A 25,248-nucleotide genomic window follows, 5' to 3' on the forward strand; every position below is an offset into this window, starting at 1 on the left:
ATCTATTCTTTATTGTTGTGGCAGTACACCGCCTTTGCCGCGATACATGTTAAACATATATTGGAATTGTTTACCAGTAGTCTTGGCGAGTTTTGGATCAATCATGTTAGCAACTTCATTAGCTTGTTGCATGATCGTCAATTCACGTATACAATCGTTCATTGATTGAGAGAAGTGGTCGCTACTCAATGACAGATACCAGTCCATGTATTGTGTGGCATTCTCCCATACGTCATTAAACAACTTCCTTGCCTTTTCCTTCTTGCCAAGCATTGCATAGCATTCAGCCAAGTCAAGACTTCCGCTCATATAGTTGTTTGGAATGTTGTATGACGGAAGAACCTTCTCACATTTCTCAAGTACTTTAAGAGCTTTTGCATTCTTTTTCTCGATGATCAACTGCTTAGCGAGCTGTGCGAATAATCTACGATGAGTGTAGCACATTCTCATAACAGTCTCGTCAATGTAAAGTCCTCTTGTCTCAAGACCGCCAAACTTATATCGATTCATCAAGTTGTTGTATGTCTTCTCTGTATCAAAGTTCTTTGCACCAGGTGCCGGTTTACCATTAATGGTAGTTGTGAACGGAGTGATACGGTTTGCAAGACCTTCCTGTACGAAATTGTCGCCAAGATTCATGTAGTTGTCTTCGCCAACAGTTAAGGCTACGTATATTGGACGTGTCCAATCACATTGTGAAATCATCTCAAGCATCATGAGGTCACCCTTATAAAGAGCATCTTTTTTCGCTAGAGAGATAACCATCTTATCAGGTATAGTATCTGAAGCCATCATCATTCCGCTCTTCTTTACAGCTTCCTTATCTATTGTTACATAGACAGTATCTGTAGGGATGAAATGCATATCAGGATTCTTTGAACGTACCCAATACTTCATTATGTTCTTCAGTTCAAATGGATTGTCACCAAACTGCTTCTTTGCCTGAACAGGATTCTCTTTGTAGAATTCTAGTATCTGCTTCTTTGCATCGGCCTGAATAGGTACATACTCATTTGTTCCAGAACAGAAGTCGATTCTTGGCCAACTGATAGGAACAGCAGTAGATTTGTATGCTGGACGTTTCATCTGGTCAATATACCAGTCAGTCTGTAGGTAACTTAAGTTACAAACACGTGCGTCTGTTCTTACTCCTTCTACTTCCTGATTATACCACAATGGGAATGTATCGTTATCACCATTAGTGAATATGATAGGATTTCCCTTGTCCTGTAGTGTCATGAGGTAGTTTTGACCAAAGTCACGACATGTAAATCTACCACTTCTATCGTGATCATCCCATGTCTGACTTACCATTTGTATAGGAACAAGTAGAGCTAGCAGTGAAACTACGGCTGCAAGTACCGGTTCACTTACATGAAGATACTTCTTTGTTAAGTCGTAAATGGCTGCAACACCAATACCGCACCATATTGCGAATGCATAGAATGAGCCCGCATAAGCGTAGTCTCGTTCTCGCGGTTGCATTGGCGTCTGGTTAAGGTATATAACGATTGCAAGACCTGTCATGAAGAACAGGAAGAATACTACCCAGAATTGGCGAATTCCACGTTGTCCTCTCCATGCTTGCCAGAATAAACCAATTATACCAAGCAACAATGGAAGGCAATAGAATACGTTGTGACCCTTATTACTCTTCAAGTCATCTGGTAGTTTGCTTTGATCTCCGAGACGTGCTTTGTCAAGGAATGAAATACCTGTAATCCAGTTTCCATGTTCAAGTTCACCATTGCCTTGAATGTCATTCTGACGTCCGGCAAAGTTCCACATAAAGTAACGCCAATACATGAAGTTACATTGATATGATAGGAAGAATCTTAGATTCTCCAACTGGTTTGGAACTTTCACATTAACATTTTCTCCACAACGGTCGTAAGCCACGTTAGAACCGTCTACGCCACCCATCCAGTCTTCGTATGCTTGTGCATGAGCTTGGTCATACATACGTGGGAACAACATGTTTTGGGCATATTGGTATTTATTTTTATGGCTTACTATGAAGTAAGAGTCTTTCTCATTAGCGTTAGCTTTCTCCTTACGACTATAGATAGGTGCGCCCTGAGTCATCTCTGGCTTGCACACACTTCCGTCAACTTTCAGGGATACTTGTGAAGTATATGCCTGTCCGTATAGCAGAGGACGATCTCCATATTGATCACGGCTCAGATAATTTCCAAGTGTGAATATATCCTCAGGAGAGTTCTGGTCCATAGGAGGGTTAGCTGCAGAACGAATCACGATTAGTGCATAGCTGGAATAACCTATCATAAGCATAAGCATGCATAGCAATGCGGTGTTCTTAGTTCGTGAAGTTACATAGCTTACTCGTTTCTTATCGACTGTATGCTTATAGTTCAAACCAAACCACAATGCGATGAGTACTACTGCGCCTATTGCAACAGCAGTCCAACCGTATCCGTAGAAAGGAATACCAAGCATTGCAAATGAAGCTACGAATGATATGTTGCTACGTTTCTCATTTGTTTCAGAATAACTCTCGTATATTGCCCAAACAACAGTTGCGACAAGAAGTATGATGTATACTATCTCACCTGTATTGAAAGGACATCCCAATACATTTACGAAAAATAGTTCAAACCATCCACCTACTGTTATAATTCCCGGAACAATTCCGTATAATACAGCAGCTACGATTACAAATGATATAACTAGGGCTATAAGTGAGCCTTTGAGTTCCATCTTTGGGAATTTGCGGTAGCAGTAAACTAGCACAATGGCAGGAATACAAAGCAGGTTTAGCAAGTGAACTCCAATACTCAGACCGGTCATATAGGTAATCAATATTAACCAACGGTCACTGTGAGGTTCGTCGGCATGGTCTTCCCATTTTAATATCAACCAGAATACGATGGCTGTAAAAGCCGAAGAGTAAGCATAAACTTCACCTTCTACGGCAGAGAACCAGAATGTATCACTGAATGCGTAAATCAACGCGCCTACAAGTCCTGAGCCTTCTATTATTATAGTCTTGGCTGTCGTAAGTTCGTTCCAATCCTTCATTATTAACTTACGCGTCAAATGAGTAATGGACCAGAATAGGAACATTATCGTTGTTGCGCTAAGCAATGCGCTCATGGTGTTTACCATGCGAGCTACTTGTGAAGGATTGCTTACAAACTGTGAGAACAAGTTTGCTGTAAGCATAAAGAATGGTGCGCCTGGTGGGTGACCGATTTCAAGTTTATAACCCGTAGTGATAAACTCAGGGCAGTCCCAGAAACTGGCTGTCGGCTCAATTGTAGAACAATAAACGAATGCTGCAATAAGGAATGCAAGCCATCCAAGTGCATTGTCTACTAATCTGTACTGTTTCATTTATTAAATATCAATAAGTTTTGAATTTCAATATTATAGTATTTTGCAAAGATAGTATTTTAAATCGGAAAACAATATACGTGTGTGTGATAATGTTCTAATATTTGATTTTTTTAAATTCTCAGGAAATGTTCTTCCAATTTTTGCATTGGCATATCATTGTCTGCATGATAATGCAAACTTTTATTTACGCATGCGATATGCTTCACGTTATTCATTATCTCGGCTATGTCGTGACTTACGATTATGATAGCGCAGTACTTGTTTATCTCATTCAACATTTCGTACATTTGCTCTTGGAATCGTTTGTCTATATATGTGTTTGGTTCATCAAGGATAAGCACTTCTGGTTTTGATACTATAGCTCTAGCCAGTAGCACTCTTTGAAGCTGTCCGCCACTGAGTGTGCCGATATGGTTATGTTGCAGTTCTTCAAGTTCCATATCAATAATTGTTTGTTGAACTTGATTCAATTGTTCTTTTGTGTATTTCTTGAAGAGCTTTTTCTTCAATCCAGACAGTATTACGTCATACACTGATATGGGAAACTTTCTGTCAATATCAGTATATTGTGGTAGGTATCCCATATTGATATTATCAGTTTTCTCACCGTTTCGATAGAATGTAACGCTTCCTGAGTCTGGTTTCATCATTCCCAGAATGATTTTCATTAGAGTCGTTTTGCCGCCACCGTTAGGTCCTATGATGCCAAGATAGTCATCATCAAGAACTTTCAGCGACGCGTTTTCAAGTGCGATTTTCTGAGAATATTTTGCTGTTATGTTTTTTATGTCAATTATTGTATTGCTCATTTCAGTTTCTTTGCAATGTCTTCCATTTCTTTATTCCAGTTATACGAAAGTGGATTTATCTCTACCTTTTTTGCATTGGTGCCTTCTTCTACAATTTCGGTATTACGATTTGTGAATTCTTTCTGCACAAAAAGAACCTTAACTCTTTTCTGCTTTGCTGTCGAAATCGTTTGTTGTAGTTGTGCAGCACTAGGTTCTCGACCTTCTTCCTCAATAGCAATCTGCTTCAGTCCATAGTCTCTTGCAAAATATGTCAATGCAGGATGGTATATAAGGAATGTGAGAGTTTTGTTTTTTGAAATACTTTCTCTTACATTTATATTTGTAATCTCTATTTTTTCCAGCAATTTTGTTAGGTTGCTTTTAAAATATATGCTGTCTTTTGAGTCAATCTCTGCAAGTGCTCTATAAATGTTTCTTACTATTATCTTTGCGTTTGATGTACTCATCCATACATGTGGATCAGGAATTCCGTTTCTATTCTTTTGTAAGATTATTCCTTCAGATGAATTTATGATAATAGTGTGTGGAGCATTGCTTTCAAGTTTCTTCATCCATGTACGCTCAAACCCAATATTACCAACTTTTATATAAAGATCACTTCCTGAAAGTTTAACCATTTGCTTGGCTGTTGGTTCGTAAGTCTCAGGACTACTGCCGTTGGGGACCATTGTAGCTACATCAAACTTATTTCCAGCTATTTGCTCAGTAAAATATCTTAATGGTTCGATGGTAACAGTAATCATTCTCTTGTTGGTCTTTGATGGACCAACGCATGATGTCAGTGATATTACGGAGAATACCAATATAATATATCTTAGAGCTTTACCCAATGTTATGCTTATTATAGATATTGTTAAATTTGATCTCATTAGTCCCAAAACGATAGGTATTGCGTCTCCAACTACTGGGATGAAAGAAAAAAATCCCACCCATGCACCTCGTCCTTCCATAAATCGTTGCGCTTTCTCAAGGCTCTTTGGTTTAATGTGCAAATATTTTTCTATCCAATCCATACGCCCTAGATGACCTATGGCATAGTTGAACATGGAACCAAGTACGTTTCCAATAGTTCCGTATATTATTAATGGCCAAGGCTTCAGCCCTGCTGCTAATAGTCCCAACATCACAGCCTCACTGCTGAAAGGAAGAATACTACCCGCTAAGAATGCGGCAATAAGAATGCCCCAATATCCCCAGTTAATTAGAAAGTCAATGATGGCATCCATAAGTTATAAGCTGTTATGAGTAGTGTTATTACTATTATTAAATGAAACGCTATATTGGTTATCCACGTATGTGTCAGCGTAATAAAGTGACCTATCAGTGCAGCTGTACTTATAATAAGTATCCTTAACAGAAAATCAAAATGCTGAGGCTGAAGTATCGTGAATACTATTGTTGCTATTTCGAAAGCTATAAAACTTTCATATAGCATTCTTGTTTTTATTTTATCGTTGTAACTATTACGCAGAAAATGTATTGTTCCAGTTATTCCTAGTATGGCAATGAATATGAACGTTACAGCCTGATGATTGTTTATCATACTGTAATCAAATAACTTTCCGAATTTCGCAAGGTCACAGAAATGGTCAATGAATGCTTGCATATTACCTGTTGATGCATAATAGCCAGCCACAAACCAATATGGTATAATCAGTCCTATTATTGATGCAGCAATTGTTCTTGTGCTTAGTGCCAAGATGTTGGTTGCTAGGATGAACCATAATATAGGTACATAATACAATATCTGAACGAAGAAAATGCTTGATATCCCTATCATTGCAAAAGCATAAAATACTGCACCTGCTCCATGTGGGTTTTGATAGGCATTAAAAAGAAACATGCATGCCGCAATGAATGCCACTTCGATAATAGCACCATGTATTGATGGAAATAAGAATGTTGCCATGGTCATCAATACAAGATATGAGCAAGATACCATTCTGCTATATACACGTATCAATGAGTAGCGATTGTTCATGAATACCATCATTATGGTTGCAGCAAACAAAGCTGTGGTCTGTAACCACAGCTCTTGTTCTATTACACCGGCAGCTAATGTTGCCAGTGCTCCGTATATTGCTGTAACAGGTAGAGCGAAACGGCTTAATGCAAATCTTTCCTGTCTTCTTTTATTTCTCAATTTCTATTACCCTTATTTTATTTATAGGTCTTTACCTATATCTCTTCTAAAGTATTTATCTTTAAATTCGATTTTCTGAGCTTCCTTGAAACTCTTTTGTAGAGCATCTTCCTTGTCCTTTCCATAAGATGAAACCGCAATAACACGACCTCCATTGGTAAGAACCTGACCGTCTTTAAGTGCTGTTCCGCTATGGAATACAATGCTTCCATCAACATCATTGATTCCGTTGATAGGATATCCCTTTACATATTCTTCTGGATAGCCACCGCTTACAAGCATTACGCAAACAGCAGCTCTCTCGTCAAATTCTATTTCGCGTTTGTCTAAGTCGCCTTTTGCTACACCATCAAATAGATCAACAATGTCGCTCTTCAATCTTAGCATCACACTCTCAGTCTCAGGATCACCCATTCGGCAGTTGTATTCAATAACCATTGGTTCACCTTCTACATTTATCAATCCGAAGAAAATGAAGCCTTTGTACTCAATACCTTCTTCCGCAAGTCCTTCTACTGTTGGCTTTATGATACGTGTATCTACTTTCGCCATCCATTCTTTCGTTGCGAATGGAACAGGTGTTACACTGCCCATACCACCAGTATTCAAACCTGTATCATGTTCACCTATTCTCTTATAATCTTTTGCTTCTGGTAGAATTTTATAGTTCTTTCCGTCTGTGAGAACGAAAACAGAACATTCAATTCCACTTAAAAACTCTTCAATAACAACTTGTGCACTGGCGTTACCAAACATACCGCCGAGCATTTCCTGAAATTCCTTTTTAGCTTCATCAAGAGTAGGAAGTATCAAAACTCCCTTTCCTGCGCAAAGACCATCAGCCTTTAATACGTAAGGTGCTTTTAATGTTTCTAGAAACTTCAGACCTTCCCCAATGTTTGTTCCATCAAAAGTCTTGTATTTTGCGGTCGGAATGTTATGACGCTGCATGAATCCTTTTGCGAAATCCTTGCTACCTTCAAGAACAGCACCTGCCTTTGAAGGACCAATAACAGGAATGTCTTTTGTTCGCTCGTCATTTTTGAAATCATCATAAATTCCCTTTACCAAAGGATCTTCAGGGCCTACTACAACTATGTCGATATTATTGTCGACACAGAACTTCTTCAGACTCTCAAAGTCATCGGCTTTTATGTCAATGTTTTCTCCGCAGTTAGCTGTTCCAGCATTTCCTGGTGCAATAAACAGTTTACTACATTTGTTGCTTTGAGCAATCTTCCAAGCCAAGGCGTGTTCACGGCCGCCTCCACCGAGTAATAATATTTTCATAAGTCTCTTTTTCGCCCTTATGATGGGACATTTATTAGTTTCATTTTAAGTAATCAAAGAAGTATTGAGATATTCTTTCGTGAAGGTGAGTGCTCTGATGACCTCTCATATTGTGTGGTTCTCCAGGATATACAAAGAAGTCGGGTTGTGTTCCGGCTGCAATGCAAGCCTTTAGAAATGAGAAAGCATGCTGAGGTACAACAACAGGATCGTTTAATCCAATGATGATCTGCAACTTTCCTTTAAGATTCTTAGCTTTTGGTAGCAGGCTACAATTAGCATATCCTTCAGGATTTGTTTGTGGTGTATCCATATAGCGCTCGCCATACATAACCTCATACCATCTCCAGTCTATTACTGGTCCTCCGGCTACACCTACTTTGAATACATCTGGATATGTAGTCATCAGGTTTGTAGTCATGAAGCCACCAAAACTCCAACCGTGTATTCCCATGCGTTCTGCATCTACATAAGGTAGACTTTTCAAGAAATCAACACCTTTCATTTGGTCTTTCATTTCTTCTTCGCCAAGATGTCTGAATGTTACTTGTTCAAAGTCTTTTCCTCTGTTCTCGCTTCCACGATTGTCAAGGATAAATAGCAAGTAACCTTTTTCAGCCATGTATGTTTCCCAGCCACGACTGCAATAGTGCCAACGTGCATCAATATTGTGTGCATGAGGTCCTCCATAAACATATACGATAGTTGGATATTTCTTATTTGGATCGAAATTCAAAGGTTTAACCATTCTGTAATATAAGTCTGTAACTCCGTCTGCGGCTTTTATAGTTCCGCACTCGTAAGTAGGAACAGTATATCCCTTCCAAGGATCCTCTGCTTTGTAATAGCTTGTTCGTTTTCCGTTTGCTGTATTTACAATTGCTATGTTGTTTGGTATAGTTGGCGTCTGGTAACTATCTACTATATATTGGCCGTCAGGGCTTACACTACCAGTATGCCAACCTATTCCGTTGTCGTCCATAAGCGCACGCTTGCCAGTCTCCAAACTTACAATGAATATGTTCTTTTGTATAGGACTTAATTCATTAGACTCAATCGTAATACTCTTGTGCTTCTGGTCAAAACCAAGAAAGTTCAAAACAACCCATTTACCTTTAGTTATCTGTTTTAGTTGTTTGCCTTTATTATTAAATAGGTATAAATGAGTATATCCATCTTTCTGACTCCACATTATGAATTTGCTGCTGTCCCAAGGAAGGAAAGTAATAGGGTGGAGCGGTTCTACATATTTATTGTCTGTCTCTCTGTAAAGTTCGGCAATCTTCTTGCCGTTCTCTGCATTATAGCTTACCAGTCTACAATCGTTTTGATCACGGTTCAGTTCAAACATGTATATAGTCTTATTGTCAGGACTCCATGCTATGTTCGTAAAATATCTATCTGTAGGGTCTCCTGCATCAAGATAAATCACGTTCCCCGTATTCATATCGTAAACTCCAACAGTAACCTTGTGACTTTTTTCTCCAGCCATAGGATATTTTTCTGGTGCTGGTGTAGCTATTCTGCTTTCGCCCTCAGCTGGTTTCCAGTCTAGTTCAGGAATGTTTACCAACGGAAAGTCTGTAACCATACTTTGGTCCATTCGGTAGAATGCCAACTTTTTGCCGTCATTACTCCAATATAAACCTCCATTTATGCCAAATTCGTCACGATGAACGCTTTGACCATATACTATGTTTCGACTTCCGTCAGTAGTAAGTTGTTTGTCTTTACCTTTTGCGTTTACTATGTGTAACTGACAATCCTTAACGTAAGCGGTTGCTCTAGAAGTGTAATTAAAATTACTAGCCTGTGTGCTCCCGTTAAAATTGTTGTCAGTGTGCCAGATCTCAGTTTTAGCTTTCCAGTCAAAAAGCATCTGTTTCTTACCGTCGTTAAGCAAAACTTGTGTCTTGCCTGCTTCAGGAAACGTAATGTCGTACAAATGATGCAGATTCATTCCGCTCCATTTGTTTATACTTTCCAATGAGAAAAGCTCTGTTTCTATGCCTGTATTTTTGTCAACGATATAGCAATCCTCAACATCTGTTCTGATAAGCTCATTGCCCCACCAAGTAGTATATCGGTGTTTTGGAACCATGTTGTGGTAGTTGCTGCCACCGAAATTTAAATCTTCAAGCGTTAGCGTCTTCAATCCCTGTGCATACGTAGTTGTCGCAATCATCGCTAAGATAAAAACAAATATCTTTTTCATAATTATTTAATCTTCACTGTCAACGTGAGTTCTTGATTTTTCAAAGCCGCCACGTTTGTCTTTATCGCCAAACTTTTTGCCTTCAAACTTCTTTCTGTCACCATAGCTTCCAGGTTTGTCATCACGTCTTCCGCCAAACCCTCCACGCTTATCATCGTGTCTGTCGCCATAGCTTCCACGTTTGTCGTCACGTCTTCCGCCAAACCCTCCGCGTTTATCATCGTGTCTGTCTCCAAAGCCTCCACGTTTGTCATCACGTCTTCCACCGAATCCTCCGCTGCGGCTGTCGTTGTGATCAATGCGCTTTCTTCCACCTGCGAAATCACCGATCTCATGCTTGTGGAAAGTAAACGAGCGTATGTCGCCTTCTTCGTTATTACTTTCTTCGTCAATTCTGGTCTTGAATTCACGAACAGCTCTGAATCTATGTTTTTGAGCCATTTCCTGTTTCTCTCTATCAGTCTTGACGATGCCGCCTTCTGCCCTGAATTCCTTCATTCTGCCGTCGAAGAGAGAATATTTTCTAAACTCACATTCCAGACTTCCGTTGTATACAGGGAACTTGATGCTTGGTTTCAAACCAATCTGGTCGAAGCACTCTTCACGATAGCTTAGTATCCATGCCTCGTTTCCACCGAATTCGTGTTTCAGTCTTTCACCAATCATCTTGTAAGAACCAAGAAGGTTAGGTGTTGAAATACGTTCTCCGTAAGGTGGATTCATAATGATAATGCTTTGCTCAGCAGGCTTCTTGAAATTTTTGAAATCCTGATTATCAACGCTGATCTCATTAGTTAAACCAGCAGCTTTTACGTTAAGGCGTGCTGTGTTAACAGCTTTCATATCAATATCATATCCATAGATATGGTGTTCGAATTTTCTTTCCTGTGAATCGTCGTTGTATATCTTGTCGAAAAGTTCTTGATCGTAATCAGGCCATTTTTCGAAAGCAAATTCCTTTCTGAACACTCCAGGGCTTATGTTGCGTGCAATAAGTGCAGCCTCAATAAGAATTGTACCAGAACCGCACATCGGATCAATGAAGTCGGTCTCACCTTTCCAACCAGTCATTAAAACCATTCCAGCTGCAAGAACCTCGTTAAGCGGTGCTTCTACGCTCTCTTGACGATATCCACGACGGTGCAAACTTTCACCACTAGAGTCAAGGCTCAATGTGGCAGCGTCTTCAGCAACATGAATGTTCAGGCGGATATCAGGGTTGCTAACGCTTATGTTTGGGCGTGTGCCAGTCTTCTCCCTGAATTGGTCAACTATTGCATCCTTCACCTTATAGGTAACGAATCTTGAGTTTCTGAATTCCTCAGAATAAACAACAGAGTCAACAGAAAAAGTTTTTCCTTTTTCTATATATTCGCTCCAGTCAATCTTCTTGACTTCTTCATACATGTCTTCAGCTGAGCTAGCCTTGAAATGTGCTATTGGCTTAAGTATTCTGATTGCGGTGTGTAGTTGAAAGTTTGCACGATACATCATTTCCTTGTCACCTGTGAACGAAACCATTCTTCGTCCGATGTGTACTTTGTTAGCACCCAGCTGGGTGAGCTCCTGAGCCAAAACGGGCTCTAGTCCCATAAAAGTCTTGGCTATGAGTTCAAATTCCTGTTCCATTGTTATATTGTATATCTAATAAATCTTGTTTAATCTTCTTGTATTTCCTTGTCTTGGGTTTCATGTCTTCCATAACCCATGTGTTGGCACCGATGACACAGCTTTTGCCTATGGTTATTCTACCAAGAACAGTAGCATTGGCATAAACGATCACGTTGTCTTCAAGAATAGGGTGACGTGGAACTCCCTTTATAGGGTTCCCTCCTTCATCCATAGGAAAACTCTTTGCACCAAGTGTAACTCCTTGATAAAGTTTCACGTTATTACCGATAATACATGTCGCTCCAATTACTACACCTGTTCCATGGTCTATTGTGAAGTATTTGCCTATTTGTGCTCCTGGATGGATGTCAACACCTGTTTCAGAATGAGCCATTTCTGTCATCATTCGTGGAATAAGAGGCACTTCCATTACATATAGTTCATGAGCAATTCTGTAATTGGTAAGAGTTTTTATTACTGGATAACAAGCAATAATCTCAGCAAAGCTTTCCGCTGCTGGATCTCCATTGTATGCTGCAACAACATCAGTTGCTAAAGTCTTTCTTATTTCTGGAAGTTTGCAAATAAGTTTTGCAGATAAATCTTCTGCCTTTTTGCGCTTTTCGCAATGTGTATCGTAGTCATCTTCTTCCTCTACGCAATCTGCAAAGCACAAACCTGCAAGAATCTGCTCGGAGAGCAACTTCTGAAGTCTTTCCACATTGACACCAATGTGATATTTGATAGTTTTCGAATTTACTGATGATTTCCCGTAGTAACCAGGAAATATTATTGCTCGTGATAAATCAATTATCTCCTCGAGCGCCTTGCCCGAAGGTAACGGATCACCGTCGCGATGCTGATGAAATAGACCTTTTAGCGACTCTGTTTCCGACAAATCATTTACGGTTTGTGTCAGAACATGAGTCCGATTGCATTTACTCATCTTTTTTGTGTCAATATATATTGTTTGTGCAAAGATACACTAAAACTTGCATTGCGCAAAATAAATCTATTTATTTTCAGATATCTCTGCAACATTTTTATCATATATTACGTCTTATACTCAGAAATCATTAAAATGTTTTGTTATGAAGAAAGTAATATCATTGTTATTTACCGCTGTTGTTATGTTGATATTATCATCATGCAACGCTAGTTGTAGTTTGGACAGACGGAATGAAGGACCGCAGATAACTCGTGTCATCAAAGCTCATAGTTTTGATTCTGTTTCTGCTGATATTGTTGGTGACATATATTTCAAGCAGTCTGATACTTTGGGTGTTCGCATTGAGGGACCAAAGGAAGAAGTAGAACGCATCAAAGTGGAATTTAAGGGTAATGCTTTAGTTTTTTCTACTGAAACTAAATTCTGCTCGTTCTTAAATGGTATTGGTAAGAATGATGGAGTGAAAGTATATATAAGTTCTCCTAATCTAGTGGCTGTCAGTGTTAAGGGCGTGACCGATTTTCATGCGAAGAAAGTTGACACAGACAATATGTTGATTGATTTATCTGGTGTTGGTGGCGCTTATATTGATAATCTTGTCTGTGATAATTTTGATACGAAGGTAAAGGGTACTGGAGATGTAGAAGTAAAGAGCTTAGAGGCGATCACTGCAAAGATATTCTTGCAGGGAACTGGTGACGTGAAAGCATCTTGCCATAAAGTAAAGGATACCGTTCTTTCTTTACAGGGTACTGGAGATATTGATGTCAGAATGGATAAATGTGGTAAAGTGAATGCTAATCTTCAGGGTACTGGTGACATCACTATCAAGGGCGATGTCTCTGTCCTTGAAAAGAGCGAACATGGTACTGGTGATATTGATACTGACGAACTGTCGGTTAAGGCTAAAAATTAAATAAAAAGAGACATTCTCCACGACACTAAATTGTTGTCGTGGAGAATGTTACATTAAAATATTCTTCCGTTAAGGCGTAGGGTCATACATGGATAAACAGTAATCTTACTTAATGTCTTGATTAATCCACCATCATTGCCATTTGCGTCTTTTTCAGTTAATTCTTTTTCTCCATTCAAGCCCAACATGTAAACTTTTGGAGTTCCCCATAGTTGTGTTCCAAGGTCAAACTGTAGTGCAAGTCTGTGCTTTTGCGGAACAGCTCTTCCAAAACCAATTCCGATGTAAGGACGAAATTTTGTCACTTTAATGTTAGCTTCTACATGTCCACCTTCTGATGTCTGGTATGGAGATAGCAGGTAGTCGCCAAGTTGAACACCTACTTGTTTTAATCCAAGTGTTTGTGCAAGTGGATTTGATGCTACAGCGTTATTGTACGCAACAACTTCAGCTAAGTCCTTATCATATTTGTTATATACGTTTATGATTTTATCCTTGCCAATATAAGCTCCTGCAGTAATATGAAAACTTGAACCTTTGAATGGAAATAGGTCAAGCATAAAATGAAAACTTCCAGAAGTGTTATCGCCTTCGACATCAATACTGTTAGGTACTGTATGCCCAGCTTGTTTTGCTTTTTCGCGATCAGATTCACTTATATTTAAATCTAATGAAGTTCCGTATTTAAAACTTGGCATAATGTCCATCCCAGCACGTATGTCAAGATATTTTGTAACCGGTGCGGCAAGATCTATCGTTATTCCGGTTGTTCCTACTCCCAGACCTAAACCGATGTGATTAAATACCTTGTTCTCTTGTGCATAAGTACTACTGAATAATAGTAGTAGCATGCTTAATGTTAGAATTGTCTTTTTCATGCTAATGCTTGTTAATTGTAAAATGGTACAAAGTTAATTAAAAAATATAAATTCTAATATACAGTTGCTTAAAAATATCATTTGTGTAATAAAAAAATATCCGAGTTATAGCATAACTCGGATATTCCAAATCAATCTGATGTAAAATTCATGAGATGATTTTTTATTTACTTGTAAGTTCTTCTATCTGAAGCAATATTTCGTTAGTCTTTTTTCTACTCTTGCGATATTTGCTGACTCCGATTGTTCCGCCTATGATGCCTCCGACAACTCCTCCAATAGCCATACTAATGGCTTCGTCTCCGCTTTGTTTCACAACTTCATATATGAACCATGCAAACCATATCGTTATAAACGGAATGCTGAATCTAAGCCATAGTGATTCAAGACGTCTCATTTTTATAATCTTGTGACTCACTTCAATTAGATTGCCGTCTAGTAAGTCGTTGGCTTTTAATCCCTTGTGAGTGATGTATGAATATATAATAGCAACGGCTAAAAATATATCCGTCATAACCATAAATAATACAGATAAGTGCATGAATGAAAATGCCCATGTGCAGTATGGTATTCCAAAAAGAGCTACACAACAAATGATAATCGCGTCTTTATGCAATTTAGACACTTTTTCTTTCATTGCCTTGCGCATTAGTTGTTCATTGATGATAGTTTCTTTATCCAACTTGTCTTTTAATACTTCAAGTTGTTTTTTCATCGTTTCAAATTCTTCTATATTAATATCTTTTTCCATTTTGCTTTTTGTTTAATCGTTAGACATACTTCTTAGTTTCTCCTTTATTCTGAAAAGGCGTGATGCTACGTTCTTAGTTGATACTCCCACGATTTCACCAATTTCGTCATAGCTTATGTTCTCTAGCCATAGCAATACTATCGCTTTGTCGAAAGGCTGTAACTTGTTGATTCTGCCGTGAAGTAGTTTCACCTGTTTAGTATCTTCGTCCTGGTCTTGGAATAGATTAGCATCCATACTTAGTGGTATGGTTTTTATCTTTTTCTTTCGGTCCATAGAGATACACGTGTTCAGGGCTATGCGATATATCCACGTGCGTATATCACTTCGTCCTTTAAAGGAGCTCATTCCTTTCCATAAGTTTACAAGCACTTCTTGGAAAAGGTCATTCACTTCATCTGTGTCTTTTGAGAACATATAGCATACGGTGTATATTGTGCTTTTGTTCTCTTTGACAATTTGCGCAAATTCTGTTTCTAGCGTATTCATCTGTTTCTTAATAAAATCTATACTTTAGACGCATTATGATTTAAAAAATTACATTACTTCCCTGTTTTTTTGTAAAATTGAGCCCACTGTGATTATTTTTTATTTAGCTACGAAGCTATGCTTTTAAGATAATGTGCTGTAAATAAATCATATAAGCAGCTATATCCTGAAGTTTAGTTACGTCAAAATATTGTTTTGCTATGATAAAATGATAACCTAAATATAAATATTCATGACTCTATAACAACTAAATGTAGACTTACTAAGGACAATATTCAAACATCATGTCGTAGGAACACAAACTTTATGTCAATGTAGTACAAACTTTATATCAATGGAATACAAACTTTATATCGTAGAAACGTAATCGTTATGTCGTGAATATAGTTTCAACATTCACAACATAACGATTTTAAAGGTATTCTAAACAATCTCAAATACTTTTTACCAACTTAAAAACATATACATATTTATTTCTCAATGATCAGCATTTCTTTTCTACTTCTCCATACAATAGTTCCCCCTAGGCTTTTTCAAACAAATTAGTGTCGAAGTGTCTAAATGCTGATAATCAGCTAGATAGATGCAAAACTAGCTCCATGAGGTGTCGGTGATGTGACGGTATTTTAACCATTTCATTAATGAAACGCAAAATTAGCCATAATCCAGAGGTGATTTTTCACTTCTAATCAATATGTGTTTCTATATAGAAATATAGCAGTCATGAAAATTTAGCTGATTTTTGTTGTTCAAAACTTGCCTATTTTAGTGCTTTTTCTTAGAATAATAATGTTTTAATGCATATTTAACTAGCAAAATCAACACCGGAACTTCAATTAGTGGACCAATAACGGCAGCAAAAGCTTCTCCTGAATTAATTCCGAATATAGCAATTGATACTGCAATAGCCAACTCAAAATTATTGCCAGTTGCAGTAAATGCAATTGAAACAGACTTGTCGTAATGTACCCCAATGCGTTTAGTAAACCAAAATGATGAGAAGAAAATAATAGAAAAATAAATTATCAGCGGTATAGCAACAAGCATTACATCAAAGGGGAGTTTTACAATATATTCACCTTTATATGAGAACATAATGATGATGGTGAAAAGCAGTGCTATAAGAGTAATCGGACTTATTTTAGGTACTAAATATTCGTAATACCATTTGTTGCCCTTCATCTTTATGAAAAATCTTCTAAAGAGATATCCAGCAGCGAAAGGAATACCAAGATATATGAGTACGCTTTTGGTAATCATTCCCATTGTAATATTGCGAACAGCGTCACTTGATGGAAGTCCAATCCATTTTGGAAATATCGCAATGAAGAAGTAGGCGTATACAGAATAGAAGAACACTTGAAAAATACTGTTCAGTGCAACTAGTCCTGCAGCATATTCGCTATTACCCTTTGCTAGTTCGTTCCAAACAAGAACCATTGCTATACAACGTGCCAGACCTATCATTATAAGACCATACATGTATTCAGGATATTTGGATAGGAATATCGCTGAGAGGATAAACATTAATATAGGACCTATAATCCAGTTTAATATCAAAGATGTCGCAAGTATCTTCTTGTCGGCAAATACTCTCCCTAATTCTTCATATTTAACTTTTGCTAGTGGTGGAAACATCATCAGAATAAGTCCGATTGCTAGCGGAATATTAGTTGAACCAACTTCAAAACATCCCCAGAAATCAACAATTTTAGGATAAATATATCCTATTCCAACTCCTATAAACATAGCTAGAAATATCCATAATGTAAGATATCTGTCTAAGAATTTTATTTTTTCCATTTTGATAGTTTATTTATTATATCAGTTTTGACAAACGATTTATTATAAATAGAAACCAAACTATAATTGAATAAATCAGCTTATAGTAAAGTTTCTTTTATGACTTATCTCTTCTTATTTTTCTCAAATAAGCATCTTCTAAGTTTATAATAATTTTCTTTTACTTAATCTTCGCATGAGCATTTCGGTAGTTCCTGTTTCTTTATTTCTTTTATATAAAAAGAGAAAAATTTATTCTTGATGTCATCTCTAATACGGCAGAATTCGCCCATCTGATACTCTGTATCGCCGATGACAGTAGCTGGATCTTCAAAACCGAAATGCAAGCGATGTTTTACCTTTCCTGCAAAGACGGGACAGTTTTCATTAGCACCTCCACATACAGTAATCACATAATCCCATTCTTCGTTCGTGTATTGTTTTACATTCTTGGGGTAAGCACTACTGATGTCTATACCTAATTCTTTCATCACAGCGACAGCCTTTTCATTAATCTTTTCAGTAGGTTCTGTTCCTGCTGAAAAGACTTTTAAAGTATTATCAAAGGATAACATAAATCCCTGTGCCATCTGGCTGCGACAACTATTGCCAGTACATAATATTAATATTTTCATGCGCTTATAAAATTATATTATACAGATATCCAAGTAGTATGATAAACAGTGTTATTGTGCCGAAATAGATGCCAATAAGTCGCCAAGTCATCACTTTCTTTAGCATTGTTGCTTCGGGTAATGATAACCCAACAACTGCCATCATAAAAGCAAGGGCTGTGCCGATTGGTACACCTTTAGCTACAAAAACTTCTATTATTGGTACGATACCTGAAGCGTTGGCATACATCGGAACACCCAATACTACACACAACGGAACTGCAAACCAACTGCTTCTTGACATATATTCCTGAAAGAATCCTTCTGGTACATAACCATGAATAATGCCTCCGATAGCAATACCTATAATAACATACAGGAGTACACCTTTTATGATTCCCCAAGAATCCTTGATAATTATCGGCAGGCGATTAATAAACGAGATTTTATTTGTTTCCCATTGTTCTGTTTCAGTTTGTGAGTTTTTTTGAATATCCCTCACCCAGTCGCTAAGATAATTATCCAGCTTCATTTTACCGAGTACGAAACCTCCAATCATTCCTAGTAACATTCCGCTGATTACATAAATAAGTGTTATCTTCAAACCGAATGTACCCAAAAACATAGCTACGGCAACCTCATTAACGAGGGGAGAGGTGATGAGGAATGCAAATGTTACACCAAGTGGAATTCCACCTTTCACAAAACCGATAAAGAGAGGTATTGATGAGCAGGAACAGAATGGAGTGAGGGCACCGAACAAGGACGCAAAGAAATATTGTAATCCATATAGTTTATGTGTCGTGAGGTATGTACGTAGTCGGTCTATTGGGAAATATGCATTTATAATTCCCATTATAGTGCTGATAATGAATAGAAGTATCATTATCTTTGTGGTGTCATAAAAGAAAAAATCTACGGCTGAACCTATACGTGTATGAGCATTAAGTCCAAGCAAACCGTAAGCGAGCCAGTCGGCAAACTCTTGTAACATAATAATTTAATCTTTAAATTCTACAAATAAAAAGTGTAGGCATAATAGATTCCTACCAATATAAAAAGAATAGCAACGATTCTGTTTAACCACTTTTGAAATACTTTTATATGATTATAAAATTTTCCTATTCCCGCCATGCTGTAAGCAATGATCCATGCCACAAGTATCACAGGAATTCCCGTGGCGAAAGCAAACACTATTGGGAGAAAATACCCACCTGTTGCTTGAGCAGACATTGGTATTAACATTCCGAAATAGAGTAGTCCGCTTGTAGGGCAGAAAGCCATAGCAAATAGCATACCTAGTAACAAACTCCTCCAAATTCCATTTAATTTACTCGTTTCCATATTACCAGAAAAACCAAATCGAGGCAAATTCAGGCGGTCACCGAATAACATAAAGGAACCTATTAAAATCATTGCTGGAGAAATAAGCATCTCGCCCCATTTACTTACATTCTTCTGTATGAAAAACATATTTTCTCCCTTGTGTAGTATATATATAAGGATTGCTCCGAGTATAGAATAAGCAATGCATCGACCAACTGTATACAGTATTCCATTCCACAAAATGCGTTTCTTGCTTTCTATATCACGGCTTATGTAACCAATAGCTGTGATGTTTGTTGCTAGTGGACATGGACTAATGGCAGTTAGTAATCCTAATATAAAAGCTGTAACAAAAGGGATGTTGCTATTATCCAATATGTTCTGTAAAAAATTCATGATATAATGTCTTACTTCAAAAACTGGATAATCTTGTTTTTAAGTCCTGTACGAAATGCTTGCGTATTGCTGCGTGCATTCTCAAAACCAAATCTAGTCATATCATAGCGTTTCTCCTTACCATTCTTCCATTGGGTTAAATATAGAGATGACCATGAAACACTATATTTATCTGCAATTTCCTCCCCTTGAGGGGTTGAAATGTCTATCTCTTTGAATTTCACCTGTCCAGCTTTTACTTGCTTCGCAAAGTCTTTATTCACGACATCAATAGAGTTGTCGCCAATAGCAATACAAGTTGGGCAGCGTTGTTTGCCGTGAAAATATAATACCTCAACAACTGTTTTATTTACAGAATTCTTTGGTACAACTTTCTTTTGTGAAAACCCCGTTAAACTAAAACACATTAGTGTCATTATTGTCAATAAACAAATCTTCTTCATTTGTGTATTACTTATTTTCATTAGTAAATATTGTTTTCAAGTCACTTTCAGAAATATTGCCTTTAGCAACAACCTTCTCATCAATTACTAATGCAGGTAAAGACATTACATTGTATTTTAGAATATTTTCCATATTCTCTTCTTTAACTAAGGAAGCGTCAATGCCCATTTCGTTTACTACTTTTTCTACTGCTGTGTACAATGATTTGCATCTGCTGCAACCTGTTCCTAAAACTTTAATTTCCATAATCCTATTTTTTTATAATTAATATCTTTCGTAGTTCGCAAAACAACGAACATTAAGTGCAAAAATAAAAGCTGTATTTAGCAGCAATTATCCTTTTTACATAAACAGTCGCAAAAGAATTTGTCAAACATCTGTTTGGCAAGTTTCCAATTGTCGCGGTTTATGCAATACTTTACTTTCGGAGTTTCTATTTCTCCTTGAATGAGTCCGGCATCTTTTAGTTCTTTCAGATGTTGCGAAACAGTAGCCTTTGCAATAGGTAATTCTTCGTGAATATCTCCGAAGTAACATGAGTCACGTTTCGCCAGAAAGTTAAGTATGGCTATGCGTGCCGGATGTCCCAATGCTTTTGCAAATCTTGCTATCTGCTCTTGATTCAAGGTATAATCTTTTTTGTTATCTCCCATATCTATTTTTGTTATGTTCGCAAAAATACGAACATTAAATTAGTATTCCAAATATTATGAGTTAAAATAACAGATTGTTAACATTTTATAAATACTTTATGATTCAAATTAACCTTAGGACCTTTTCTGGTTCAAATAGTCAGAAGATAACATTAATTGTATATGACAAAAGACGAAACGATATATCGCATGATCAAATCTGACAGAGAAGGAGGGTTCCGGATTTTGCTCGATGCATATCAAAAACCAGTTTACTACTTCATACGTAGAATGGTTGTTGTGCATGAAGATGCTCAAGACGTGATGCAGGAAGTCTTTGTGAAAATCTTCCTTGGATTGAACAAATTTCGTGGTGATAGCGCCCTAAGTACATGGATTTATCGTATAGCAATGAATGAAAGCTTAAGATTTCTGAATAAAAAGGAAATAAAAGTTGTGTCGGCGGATAATGTACATGATGAATTGATAGATAGTCTAAAAGCGTCTGATTATATAGATTATGATAATAAGATGGGTGTGAAATTTCAAGAAGTTATATTGCGCCTTTCTGATAAACAGCGCGTGATATTCAATTTACGTTATTACGATGAAATGGATTACCAGCAGATAAGTAAAGTCACCGATACAAAAGTAGCTACATTGAAAGTGACTTATCATTATATAAAGGAGAAAATAAAAAAATATATGGTGGAGGAATAATATGGAAAAAGACTTTGATTTTGAGAAAATAGGTAAGAATACTCCGTATTTCACACCCGAAGGTTTCTTTGACGATATGCAGAAAAAGATTCTTCGTACTGCTGAAAAGGATGTTCGTAAGCGTAGAAAAATGAAGATCGTCTTTATTGCATTGCTTGCATCGGCTGCTGTGTTTGCTGGATTGATTTTCTTTCCGTTTGGCAATGATATAGTGCAGCCACAACAACCACAACTTGCAAAGACAGATACGACACTTGGTAAAACGTCAACGGTTCGAGCTGCAGATGTTACTACATATCCGCCTACAAAGAATCCTAGAATGGTGGTGAATGACGAGGCACATATCAATTATAATAAAAAGAATAGTACAGCTGCTGCAGTCCAATCGGATGATAATTCTACAAGCGAAGAGTGGATAGAACAACTATCGGATGAAGATCTTAAATCTTTAACCTCAATGGCTGATAATGATGAATTTTTAAATTAGTGTTTAACAATTAAAATACAAAGACAATGAAGAAGTATTTATTTATGGTTATGGCTGCCGTTATGATGTTGGGCGGTAGTATCACCGTTAACGCTCAGGTAGCGCAGAACGGAAAAGAAAGATTACATTTAACAGTGGATCAGATTATACAGAAACGTACTGAAAAAATGGTGCAAACTTTGATGCTTGATGATGCAACTTCAGCTAAGTTTATCCCAGTATATTCTGAATATCTGAAAGAAAAAATGGAATGTCGTAGCATGAAACCTAAGCACATGGGGACGGACATCAATACAAAAACAGATGCTGAGGTAGACCAGATGATTCAGGATAACTTCGCACAAAGTCATAAAATATTGGATATACGTGAGAAGTATTATGCAAAGTTTCACAAATTCTTGACACCGAAACAGATAATGAAAATTTATCAGGTTGAGAAAAATGATGTTGTAAAGATGACGAAAGAAATGATGAAACGTCAACAAAAAGGATTCGGTAATAAGGGCGTTTTCACAAGACCAAATTTTAAGTTTAGTAATTAAATCTTTGTCTTCTAATTAAAGTTTAAAATTAAATGTTTGATGTTTTAATAGAATAGTAAAATTAATTTTTAAATGATTGAAAAGAGTGGTAACAAATAATTTGTTGCCACTCTTTTATTGTAGTCGATGATGAATCTTTGATTTATTATTTTGAATATGGACATTCAAAATAATAATGTCCTGAGCCTACATTGACAATGGTCTCGTTTCCGATTACTTTTGTCTCGGCTTTCGATACAAGAACACCACAATCAGTTATTTTGTCAGCTTCTGTAGTTGGGATATGTACGACAGCTTTGCTGTTTGCCGGTATGTTTATTTCCAATGTGTATTTCTTATCAGTAATCTTCCACTCACAAGTAATTTTACCATAAGGTGTTATAAAAGAGGTCGTGGCATTGTTTACACTGCTTACTATTTGTGGATTAATGCATACTTCCTTCCAAGCGATTGAATTATCAGTCTGACTAATGCCGCCTATACCATTAAAAAACCATTCTTGAAGATGTCCTAACATAAGATGGTTGTTAGATACAAAACCATAGGCTTGCCATGATTCTGTCAATGCTGTTGCACCATGTGATAATTGCCAACCATATCCAGGTACGTCATATCTGCTGTTCATGTCGTTGATAACTTGTGAATATCCGTTATCCTTTAGTGTCTGAACAACATATCTGTAGCCAACATCTCCTGCAGTAAGTGAGTTGCCTCTTGACTGAATGTCTGCAACAAGATGCTTCATCACGATGTCTTTCTTGTCTTCTGGAACAAGTCCCATATATACTGCCATTGCGTTTGCTGTCTGACTATTCCTATCATAGCAACCGTCGCTGTTAAGATATCTTTTGTTGAAAGCGAGTTTTATTTTCTCTGCCTTTTCATGGTAATAGGTATAGTCGTCGTGTTTATTAAGCAGCAATGCCGTTTCTGCCATAATCTTCGTGTCGTAGTAATAGATAGCAGTGGCTGTAACTCCGTTTGATGTGAGCTGTGCTACTCCTGGTCTTTCTGGTCCAATGTCAAACCAGTCTCCAAGACCATAAGCAACGATTCCGTCTTTATCTTCTCTAGATGACAGATATGTAAGCATACGCTTCATACTGCCGTAATATCTAACCAACAGATTTTTGTCTCCATACCATTTATATACATACCAAGGACAGATGATAAAAGCGCTTCCCCATTCTGGCGTATCTTCAAAGCCACTATCGAAATGAACATACTCTGGTGCAATCGTTGGTATGTTTCCGTTTGGAGTTTGCGAATCTTCCATGTCGCCCATTATCTTATGATAAAGCATTTGAAGGTCATAACGATATTGCATAGAATATTGCATAAGATGAGCCTCTTCCAGCCAACCTAACTTCTCTCTGTGTGGACAGTCGGTTAGTAAACTTTGCATGTTGCTTCTTACAGCCCAGTCTATTAGTTCAAAAGTGCGATTAAATAGTCTGTTTGAACAATTGAATGTACCTACTTCCGGAGCTGAACTGCAAGTGTGGAGACCTACTAAATCTTCTACGGTCGGCAAGCTGTCGGGGGTAGTCTTGTCTTGTGGAACAGCATCCTCCAACTGTACATACCTGAATCCATAGTAACTGAATTTCGGGCTCCATTCTTCTGTTGCTCCTCCTTTTAGAGTATATGATAATGTATATTTTCCTGTTGCACTTTGATTTACAGTACTGTCAGGGTTTAATAATTCAGCAGGGCGGAATGTTATTGTCTTTCCTCTTTCTCCTCGTAGTTTAACTCTAATTATTCCAGAGAAGTTTTGTCCTAAATCATATACCCAGTTTCCTTTGGCGTTCTTGAATATTCTGTTTACGGCAATTTGCTCATGCACTTTTACTGGAGGATTTTTCTGTGACTCTAATAATCCTGTATATGATGTGATGATAGCCTTTTGCCAAGGCATGTTTTCTTTAGTTGCGTCATAGTTTTCGCCACTATAAATCCCCGATTGAGTGATGGCGCTTTGCGCAGCTTTCCATGTTTTGTCGGTAATAATGTCTTTTACTTTACCGTCTTCATATTCAAGTCGTAGCAACATCCTTACTTTAGGGGCTCCAAACGAACCTAACCATTTGAAGTAACCTCGTCGTGGAATATTGTAGAATCCGTTTCCTAGGGAAATGCCGATTTCATTATTACCTTCTTTAATATCTTTTGTAATATCGAAAGTTACATAGAGTGCCTTTTTATCGTATTTAGTCCATCCTGGATCAAGAAAATCATCACTAATCTTATTCCCGTTAATGCATAGTTCAAACTGTCCGAGTCCACATATAAAAGCTAATGCTCGTGATATCTTCTTGGTAGCAGTGAATGAATGCTTGAACTTCGGTAATATATAAGTTCCGAAATCCTTGTCGTTTATATGTTTTTTTACCAAAGGAGAGTGTATGCCTGGCACGACATACCAATCTTTACGGTCTTTTTCAAGAGCTATCCACTTAGCTCCAGCCCAATCTTTGTCAGTAAACAAACCTGTGGTGAAACTACTTGGCTGACTCCATTCTGAAGTTTCCCCATTAGCTGACCAAATCTTTACTTTCCAAGTATATTGGGTTGCAGGATTTAGTTGTGGTCCATTGTATGGAACCAAAATAGATTCAGAACTATTAATTCTACCACTATTCCAAATAACTTTCTCGTTTGATGAAAGTTCAATTTGGTATGCTTTTTGGTTAAATCCCCTTTTCTCAGAATTTATATTCCAACTGAAGCATAAATGCTCTGTGTTATCAGAACCAAGTGAAGTGTTGTTTATCCGTAGATTATATGTGGAAGGATTTTCCTGTGCAAATGTCATATTTGGCATAAGCATAAATAATACAATAGCGAATAATGTTTTGATAGCATTTTTCATAATAATGGTAGAAATTGTT

23 protein-coding genes are annotated in these 25,248 nt (G+C 37.4%); 4 read left to right on the plus strand and 19 right to left on the minus strand.

Going from position 1 to position 25,248, the window contains the following annotated elements:
* Positions 1–9 precede the first annotated feature (9 nt).
* The 8 genes from HEQ28_RS00330 to epsC all read right to left on the minus strand — a co-directional run bounded on the left by HEQ28_RS00330 (position 10) and on the right by epsC (position 12,374).
* Positions 10–3,354 carry a protein O-mannosyl-transferase family gene (locus tag HEQ28_RS00330; protein ID WP_434503214.1) on the minus strand — a complete coding sequence of 1,115 codons (3,345 nt, stop codon included), beginning with the start codon at positions 3,352–3,354 and terminating at the stop codon, positions 10–12.
* A gap of 113 nt (positions 3,355–3,467) precedes the next feature.
* The gene (locus HEQ28_RS00335; protein WP_434503215.1) at positions 3,468–4,166 is read right to left on the minus strand and encodes a metal ABC transporter ATP-binding protein; all 699 of its coding nucleotides are present in this window, start codon (positions 4,164–4,166) and stop codon (positions 3,468–3,470) included.
* A complete protein-coding gene (locus tag HEQ28_RS00340; protein ID WP_434503216.1) occupies positions 4,163–5,395 on the minus strand; it encodes a metal ABC transporter solute-binding protein, Zn/Mn family in 1,233 nt (410 codons plus the stop codon). Before HEQ28_RS00340 ends, HEQ28_RS00335 begins: the two co-directional genes overlap by 4 nt.
* Positions 5,371–6,312 (minus strand): hypothetical protein, encoded by a 942-nt coding sequence (locus HEQ28_RS00345; RefSeq protein ID WP_434503217.1) that lies wholly within the window; start codon positions 6,310–6,312, stop codon positions 5,371–5,373. The genes HEQ28_RS00340 and HEQ28_RS00345 overlap by 25 nt, the downstream gene beginning before the upstream one ends.
* Before the next feature lie 21 nt (positions 6,313–6,333).
* Positions 6,334–7,602: a phosphoribosylamine--glycine ligase gene (purD, locus tag HEQ28_RS00350; RefSeq protein WP_434503218.1), complete on the minus strand. Its 1,269-nt coding sequence runs from the start codon at positions 7,600–7,602 to the stop codon at positions 6,334–6,336.
* Positions 7,603–7,642: 40 nt separating this feature from the next.
* Positions 7,643–9,817 (minus strand): S9 family peptidase, encoded by a 2,175-nt coding sequence (locus HEQ28_RS00355; RefSeq protein ID WP_434503219.1) that lies wholly within the window; start codon positions 9,815–9,817, stop codon positions 7,643–7,645.
* Positions 9,818–9,823: 6 nt separating this feature from the next.
* Positions 9,824–11,446, minus strand: coding sequence for a THUMP domain-containing class I SAM-dependent RNA methyltransferase (locus HEQ28_RS00360; RefSeq protein ID WP_434503220.1), 1,623 nt, complete (start codon positions 11,444–11,446; stop codon positions 9,824–9,826).
* Positions 11,430–12,374 (minus strand): serine O-acetyltransferase EpsC, encoded by a 945-nt coding sequence (gene epsC, locus HEQ28_RS00365; RefSeq protein ID WP_434503221.1) that lies wholly within the window; start codon positions 12,372–12,374, stop codon positions 11,430–11,432. Before epsC ends, HEQ28_RS00360 begins: the two co-directional genes overlap by 17 nt.
* Positions 12,375–12,519: 145 nt before the next feature.
* Here epsC and HEQ28_RS00370 point away from each other — a divergent pair, with 145 nt between their 5' ends.
* Positions 12,520–13,293 carry a GIN domain-containing protein gene (locus tag HEQ28_RS00370; protein WP_434503222.1) on the plus strand — a complete coding sequence of 258 codons (774 nt, stop codon included), beginning with the start codon at positions 12,520–12,522 and terminating at the stop codon, positions 13,291–13,293.
* Between the two features lie 53 nt (positions 13,294–13,346).
* Here HEQ28_RS00370 and HEQ28_RS00375 read toward each other — a convergent pair whose 3' ends face one another.
* The 10 genes from HEQ28_RS00375 to HEQ28_RS00420 all read right to left on the minus strand — a co-directional run bounded on the left by HEQ28_RS00375 (position 13,347) and on the right by HEQ28_RS00420 (position 20,626).
* Entirely contained in the window at positions 13,347–14,171 is an 825-nt protein-coding gene (locus HEQ28_RS00375) for a hypothetical protein (RefSeq protein ID WP_434503223.1), read from the minus strand.
* Positions 14,172–14,334: 163 nt separating this feature from the next.
* Entirely contained in the window at positions 14,335–14,922 is a 588-nt protein-coding gene (locus HEQ28_RS00380) for a hypothetical protein (protein WP_434503224.1), read from the minus strand.
* Between the two features lie 12 nt (positions 14,923–14,934).
* Positions 14,935–15,411 carry an RNA polymerase sigma factor gene (locus tag HEQ28_RS00385; protein ID WP_434503225.1) on the minus strand — a complete coding sequence of 159 codons (477 nt, stop codon included), beginning with the start codon at positions 15,409–15,411 and terminating at the stop codon, positions 14,935–14,937.
* A gap of 765 nt (positions 15,412–16,176) precedes the next feature.
* Positions 16,177–17,214 carry an ACR3 family arsenite efflux transporter gene (gene arsB, locus HEQ28_RS00390; protein ID WP_434503226.1) on the minus strand — a complete coding sequence of 346 codons (1,038 nt, stop codon included), beginning with the start codon at positions 17,212–17,214 and terminating at the stop codon, positions 16,177–16,179.
* A 164-nt stretch (positions 17,215–17,378) separates the two neighbouring features.
* Positions 17,379–17,828: an arsenate reductase ArsC gene (locus HEQ28_RS00395; protein ID WP_434503227.1), complete on the minus strand. Its 450-nt coding sequence runs from the start codon at positions 17,826–17,828 to the stop codon at positions 17,379–17,381.
* Positions 17,829–17,832: 4 nt separating this feature from the next.
* The gene (locus HEQ28_RS00400; RefSeq protein WP_434503228.1) at positions 17,833–18,801 is read right to left on the minus strand and encodes a permease; all 969 of its coding nucleotides are present in this window, start codon (positions 18,799–18,801) and stop codon (positions 17,833–17,835) included.
* Positions 18,802–18,821: 20 nt separating this feature from the next.
* Positions 18,822–19,529: an aromatic aminobenezylarsenical efflux permease ArsG family transporter gene (locus HEQ28_RS00405; RefSeq protein ID WP_434503229.1), complete on the minus strand. Its 708-nt coding sequence runs from the start codon at positions 19,527–19,529 to the stop codon at positions 18,822–18,824.
* A gap of 11 nt (positions 19,530–19,540) precedes the next feature.
* Positions 19,541–19,972, minus strand: a complete 432-nt coding sequence (locus tag HEQ28_RS00410; RefSeq protein ID WP_434503230.1) for a nitrophenyl compound nitroreductase subunit ArsF family protein — start codon at positions 19,970–19,972, stop codon at positions 19,541–19,543.
* 7 nt (positions 19,973–19,979) lie between these two features.
* A complete protein-coding gene (locus HEQ28_RS00415; RefSeq protein ID WP_434503231.1) occupies positions 19,980–20,219 on the minus strand; it encodes a thioredoxin family protein in 240 nt (79 codons plus the stop codon).
* A gap of 77 nt (positions 20,220–20,296) precedes the next feature.
* Positions 20,297–20,626, minus strand: a complete 330-nt coding sequence (locus HEQ28_RS00420) for an ArsR/SmtB family transcription factor (RefSeq protein ID WP_207153509.1) — start codon at positions 20,624–20,626, stop codon at positions 20,297–20,299.
* Positions 20,627–20,788: 162 nt separating this feature from the next.
* Here HEQ28_RS00420 and HEQ28_RS00425 point away from each other — a divergent pair, with 162 nt between their 5' ends.
* From HEQ28_RS00425 to HEQ28_RS00435, 3 genes are read left to right on the plus strand one after another with little or no spacing between them, the layout of a single operon-like run.
* Complete coding sequence (locus HEQ28_RS00425; protein ID WP_434503232.1) at positions 20,789–21,325, plus strand: RNA polymerase sigma factor; 537 nt, start codon at positions 20,789–20,791, stop codon at positions 21,323–21,325.
* Position 21,326: 1 nt separating this feature from the next.
* Complete coding sequence (locus HEQ28_RS00430) at positions 21,327–21,812, plus strand: hypothetical protein (protein WP_434503233.1); 486 nt, start codon at positions 21,327–21,329, stop codon at positions 21,810–21,812.
* A 26-nt stretch (positions 21,813–21,838) separates the two neighbouring features.
* A complete protein-coding gene (locus HEQ28_RS00435; protein ID WP_434503234.1) occupies positions 21,839–22,354 on the plus strand; it encodes a DUF3826 domain-containing protein in 516 nt (171 codons plus the stop codon).
* 145 nt (positions 22,355–22,499) lie between these two features.
* Here HEQ28_RS00435 and HEQ28_RS00440 read toward each other — a convergent pair whose 3' ends face one another.
* Entirely contained in the window at positions 22,500–25,229 is a 2,730-nt protein-coding gene (locus tag HEQ28_RS00440) for a family 78 glycoside hydrolase catalytic domain (RefSeq protein WP_434503235.1), read from the minus strand.
* Positions 25,230–25,248 lie beyond the last annotated feature (19 nt).

Source organism: Prevotella sp. (assembly GCF_051059605.1).
GTDB lineage: Bacteria > Bacteroidota > Bacteroidia > Bacteroidales > Bacteroidaceae > Prevotella.